3 protein-coding genes and 1 tRNA gene are annotated in these 4344 nt (G+C 40.3%); 1 reads left to right on the top strand and 3 read right to left on the bottom strand.

Annotated elements, in window-relative coordinates; all coding sequences use genetic code 11:
- Positions 1 to 18 precede the first annotated feature (18 nt).
- The 3 genes from R2S08_RS28740 to metG form a co-directional block, all read right to left on the bottom strand.
- The gene (locus R2S08_RS28740; protein WP_316838341.1) at positions 19 to 708 is read right to left on the bottom strand and encodes a hypothetical protein; all 690 of its coding nucleotides are present in this window, start codon (positions 706 to 708) and stop codon (positions 19 to 21) included.
- 424 nt (positions 709 to 1132) lie between these two features.
- Positions 1133 to 1204 (bottom strand) — tRNA-Arg (locus R2S08_RS28735).
- 57 nt (positions 1205 to 1261) lie between these two features.
- Positions 1262 to 3370, bottom strand: coding sequence for a methionine--tRNA ligase (metG, locus tag R2S08_RS28730; RefSeq protein WP_316838340.1), 2109 nt, complete (start codon positions 3368 to 3370; stop codon positions 1262 to 1264).
- 16 nt (positions 3371 to 3386) lie between these two features.
- Here metG and R2S08_RS28725 point away from each other — a divergent pair, with 16 nt between their 5' ends.
- On the top strand, positions 3387 to 4313 hold the full coding sequence (locus R2S08_RS28725; RefSeq protein ID WP_316838339.1) for an LD-carboxypeptidase: 927 nt from the start codon (positions 3387 to 3389) through the stop codon (positions 4311 to 4313).
- Positions 4314 to 4344: the final 31 nt, after the last annotated feature.

Here is a 4344-nt window from a genome sequence, read left to right as displayed (position 1 = left end):
AATTGACGCGATGAATGACTAATCGTACACTATTTTTGCTGAGTCATATCTACTGTCGTAATTGAACACATCATAGATTAGGCGAGCAAGTATGATTTTAATTTCCAAAGCATCTTTAAACCGATCAAAAAAATAATGATACACCCACTGCCCTTCTATTAGTTTGAATCCCAGAGATTTAAATTGTCTCCCATCCTCAAATATATCCAGATAATAATTATCAGGACTTGCATCATACAGTATTTTAATTTCAATAATGTGATCCCCTAATGTGAATCTGGCAAATATATCAGGAGACTTAAAATACAGTTTAAAGCCTTCAATTACTCCTTTTTCCAGATCGAATAATGCGTCATCGATTTCTTGGCTATCATAAAGCGGGCTGAAGGTAGACCGCTGTAGTTCCTGGATTTTGCTTTCGCTTTTATCTATCTCTTTCTCAATAAAACCACCATAATCTATATGGCCTGTTTTGGCCATTAAATTTCTTAGATTGCTGGTTCTTCTTTCTTCTTCCATAATATCTCTATAAAATGGATTATGTAAACCTTTAAGCACATCAAGTCGTCTATTGATCCTTCTTAAGGCTTTGTTATGATAATGAGCATAAATATAATCTCCTTCCCCGACATACTCGGAAATCTGCTTTTCAAGTTCCACTTTCTCTATTTCATAGGCCTCAATTAGTTCTTCAAGATCTGATTTCATATAAAATCTGTATAAAGTAAATATAGCTTATAAACCAATGTAATAACGATCAGCATAATTAATTTTTGTTAAATTAGATGTGGCTATCACTGGAGGTAGTTGAGCAGTTTAAAATGAAATACTTTAAACCATAGTAAAGACCAAATGCCTATCATTACGAGATGCACTGAAAAAAGACTAAATCTCCTCATTCCTCCACCTAAGTGGTCTTAAAGAGAGAAATGGTTAAATATCTGCGCCAATAAACGCGCCTAATGAGGATTAAAATCAGGTAAAACACTTAGATATTGAGCTGAATTTCTTATATTGATTAGAGATAATTAACAAATTAAAACCGGCTTAATTATTACTTTACTACCCAATAGACTGATAACGAAATAGATACAAACAAAAAAAGAGAACAATCATGCTCTCTTTTTTCCAGTGGTCTCGACGGGAATCGAACCCATATCTAAAGTTTAGGAAACTTCTATTCTATCCGTTGAACTACGAAACCATTTAGTAACGGGCGCAAATATAGCAATAAAACTTTTTGTTTAACAACAATTTTAGTTTACCTGATTACACTGCCATTACTGTGATTTTGCGTTGGCGCAACAAAAGTCAATGTTCCATCTGAATTCTCAGACATCAGGATCATACCCTGCGATAAAATCCCCTTAATTTCTCTTGGCGCAAGATTAACCAATACACTCACCTGCTGTCCGATAATCTCTTCCGGCTTAAAATACTCCGCAATACCAGATACAACCGTCCGCTGATCCAGTCCTGTATCCAGGGTCAGTTTCAACAGTTTTTTCGTTTTCTCTACTTTCTCAGCAGCCACAATCGTAGCCACCCTGATGTCCATCGCAGAAAAATCCTCAAACTGAATATTTTCCTTTGCCGGAGCAACCACAGTGTTTGCCAAAGAGTTTTCAGCTTTACTTCTGTTCAGTTTATCAATCTGTGCCTGCACCGTCTCGTCTTCGATCTTCTCAAACAACAGTTGAGGTTCTCCCAACTGATGACCCCTGTGCAGTAAATGCATTTTTCCAGCATCTTCCCATAAGTGACCACCATAGTTTAACATCTTCATCAACCGGTCTGCAGTAAAAGGCAGGAAAGGCTCTATTAATACCTCTATGCTCGCCACAATCTGCAAACTGATGTTCAGGATCGTACGTACACGGTCCTCATCTGTTTTGATCACCTTCCAAGGCTCTGTATCCGCTAAATACTTATTCCCTAAACGGGCTACATTCATCACTTCGCTCAGCGCCTCTCTAAACCTGTAGTTTTCTATAGAAGCACTGATCTTAGCCGGGTAAGCCGCCAGTTCATCAATCACTTCCTGATCCTCCGGTTTAACCTCCATTAACATCGGAACCTTGCCGTTAAAATACTTATGAGTCAATACCACAACCCGGTTCACAAAATTCCCAAGTATTGCTACCAGCTCATTGTTGTTCCGCGCCTGAAAATCTTTCCAGGTAAAGTCATTATCTTTCGTCTCCGGCGCTGTTGCTGTTAAAACATAACGAAGTACGTCCTGCTTGTCTTTAAACTCCTCCAGGTACTCATTTAGCCATACAGCCCAATTCTTGGAAGTAGAGATCTTCTGTCCTTCCAGATTTAAGAATTCATTAGCCGGTACATTGTCAGCCAGTGTATATCCTCCATGAGCCATTAACATCGCCGGGAAGATAATACAGTGAAACACGATATTGTCTTTTCCTATAAAGTGAACCAGTTTTGTCTCTTCATCCTTCCAGTAATCTTCCCAATCCCCTTTCTGAAGCGTATTCTGATTGATATAATATTCCTCTGCTTTAGGGTTCCACACATCTAAACGAGCATATTCAAACAACTCTTTCGTTGCTGAAATATAACCGATAGGTGCATCAAACCATACATATAATACTTTGCCTTCTGCGTCCTTCACCGGAACTTTTACACCCCAGTCCAGATCACGTGTCATGGCCCTTGGCTGTAAGCCAGCATTAAGCCAGCTCTGGCATTGTCCATATACATTTGGACGCCATTCTTTATGCCCTTCAATATACGTTCTTAACTGCTCCTCATATTTATCCAGCGGAAGAAACCAGTTCTTTGTCTCCTTACGAACTGGCGGCTCTCCAGACAAGGTAGACTTAGGATTGATCAGGTCAGTCGCGTTTAAAGTACTGCCGCAATTTTCACACTGATCTCCGTAAGCATTCTCATTTCCGCATTTTGGGCAGGTTCCTGTGATATAACGATCGGCAAGGAAAGTCTGTGCCTTTTCATCATAATACTGTTCCGTAATTTCTTCTGTAAAAACACCTTTATTATAAAGGTTCTCAAAAAAATCAGAAGCGGTCTGGTGGTGCATCAAAGAAGAAGTACGGTGATAGATATCAAAAGAAACACCAAATTCTTTAAAAGAATCGCCAATGATCTTATGATACTTGTCTACAATAACCTGAGGGGTAACACCTTCCTTTTTCGCCTTCAGCGTGATCGGCACCCCGTTCTCATCCGAACCGCAAATAAAGCGAACATCTCTCTTATTGGAGCGCAAATAACGCACATAAGTATCTGCAGGCAGGTAAACACCAGCCAAATGGCCTATATGCACAGGTCCGTTCGTATAGGGTAATGCCGCCGTAACGGTATATCTCTTAATTTTACTGTTATCCAAAACTATTTTTATTATTTTGGCAAAGATAAGAGTTTTACAGATGATTAAACAGCCGCCGTACCTAAAAAAGGGAGACAAAATTGCAATCGTTTCACCCGCCAAATTTTTGCCCAAAGACATTGATTTTGCGATCAGCCTATTTAAGCAATGGGGCCTTGAAGTTGTACTGGGAGAAAGTGTCTACGAGGCAGATCACCAATTTGCAGGCAGCGACGAATTAAGAACAAAAGATCTGCAAAGATTTCTTGACGACAGCAGCGTAAAAGCCGTTATCGCTTCAAGAGGTGGATATGGTGTGATTCGAATCATTGACAACCTAGACTTTAGTCTTTTTCTGGAAAACCCCAAATGGCTGGTTGGCTTTAGCGACATTACGGTATTGCTATCCCACTTATTCGGAAAATTAAATACACAGAGCATACACGCTCAAATGCCCTATACTTTCGATGACGCCACACCGGCATCCCTGGAATCATTAAGAAAAGCCCTCTTTGGTGAGTCGCTTACCTACCACAGCAAGAATCATCCGCTTAACCGCCCTGGAACAGTAGAAGGTCTCCTCATCGGAGGCAACCTGACCTTATTGGTTATGGTACAAGGCTCTTTATCAGAAATGGACTACACGGATAAAATTCTGTTCATAGAAGACGTAGGAGAGCGCGAAGCTTCCATAGACCGGATGATGCGCATGCTGAAGAGAAGTGGCAAATTAAGCCAGCTAAAGGGCCTTATCGTCGGTGCATTTAATGAGATGGATGAAGAGAAGGTTCCATTTGGTCAAAGTCCTGAAGAAATTATCCTGAAAGTGGTAGAAGAATATGACTATCCCGTATGCTTTGAGTTTCCAGTAGGACATATCGCAGACAACCAGGCGATCATCCTGGGTACCACCGGCCAGCTCCATATAGACGGGGAACAGGTTACCCTGGTTCAACCCAATTAAAAAAGCTTATAAACAAGAAAAGCCTGCAGTA

Source organism: Pedobacter nutrimenti, assembly GCF_032678445.1.
Classification (GTDB): domain Bacteria; phylum Bacteroidota; class Bacteroidia; order Sphingobacteriales; family Sphingobacteriaceae; genus Pedobacter; species Pedobacter nutrimenti_A.
The sequence above is the reverse complement of the archived record's forward strand: the minus strand, read 5'-3'. Positions and strand labels throughout refer to the sequence as shown.

Bases quoted from the DNA above. Each gene is read 5' to 3' on its own strand.
- R2S08_RS28740 (WP_316838341.1), bottom strand. From the start codon at position 708: ATGAAATCAGATCTTGAAGAACTAATTGAGGCCTATGAAATAGAGAAA.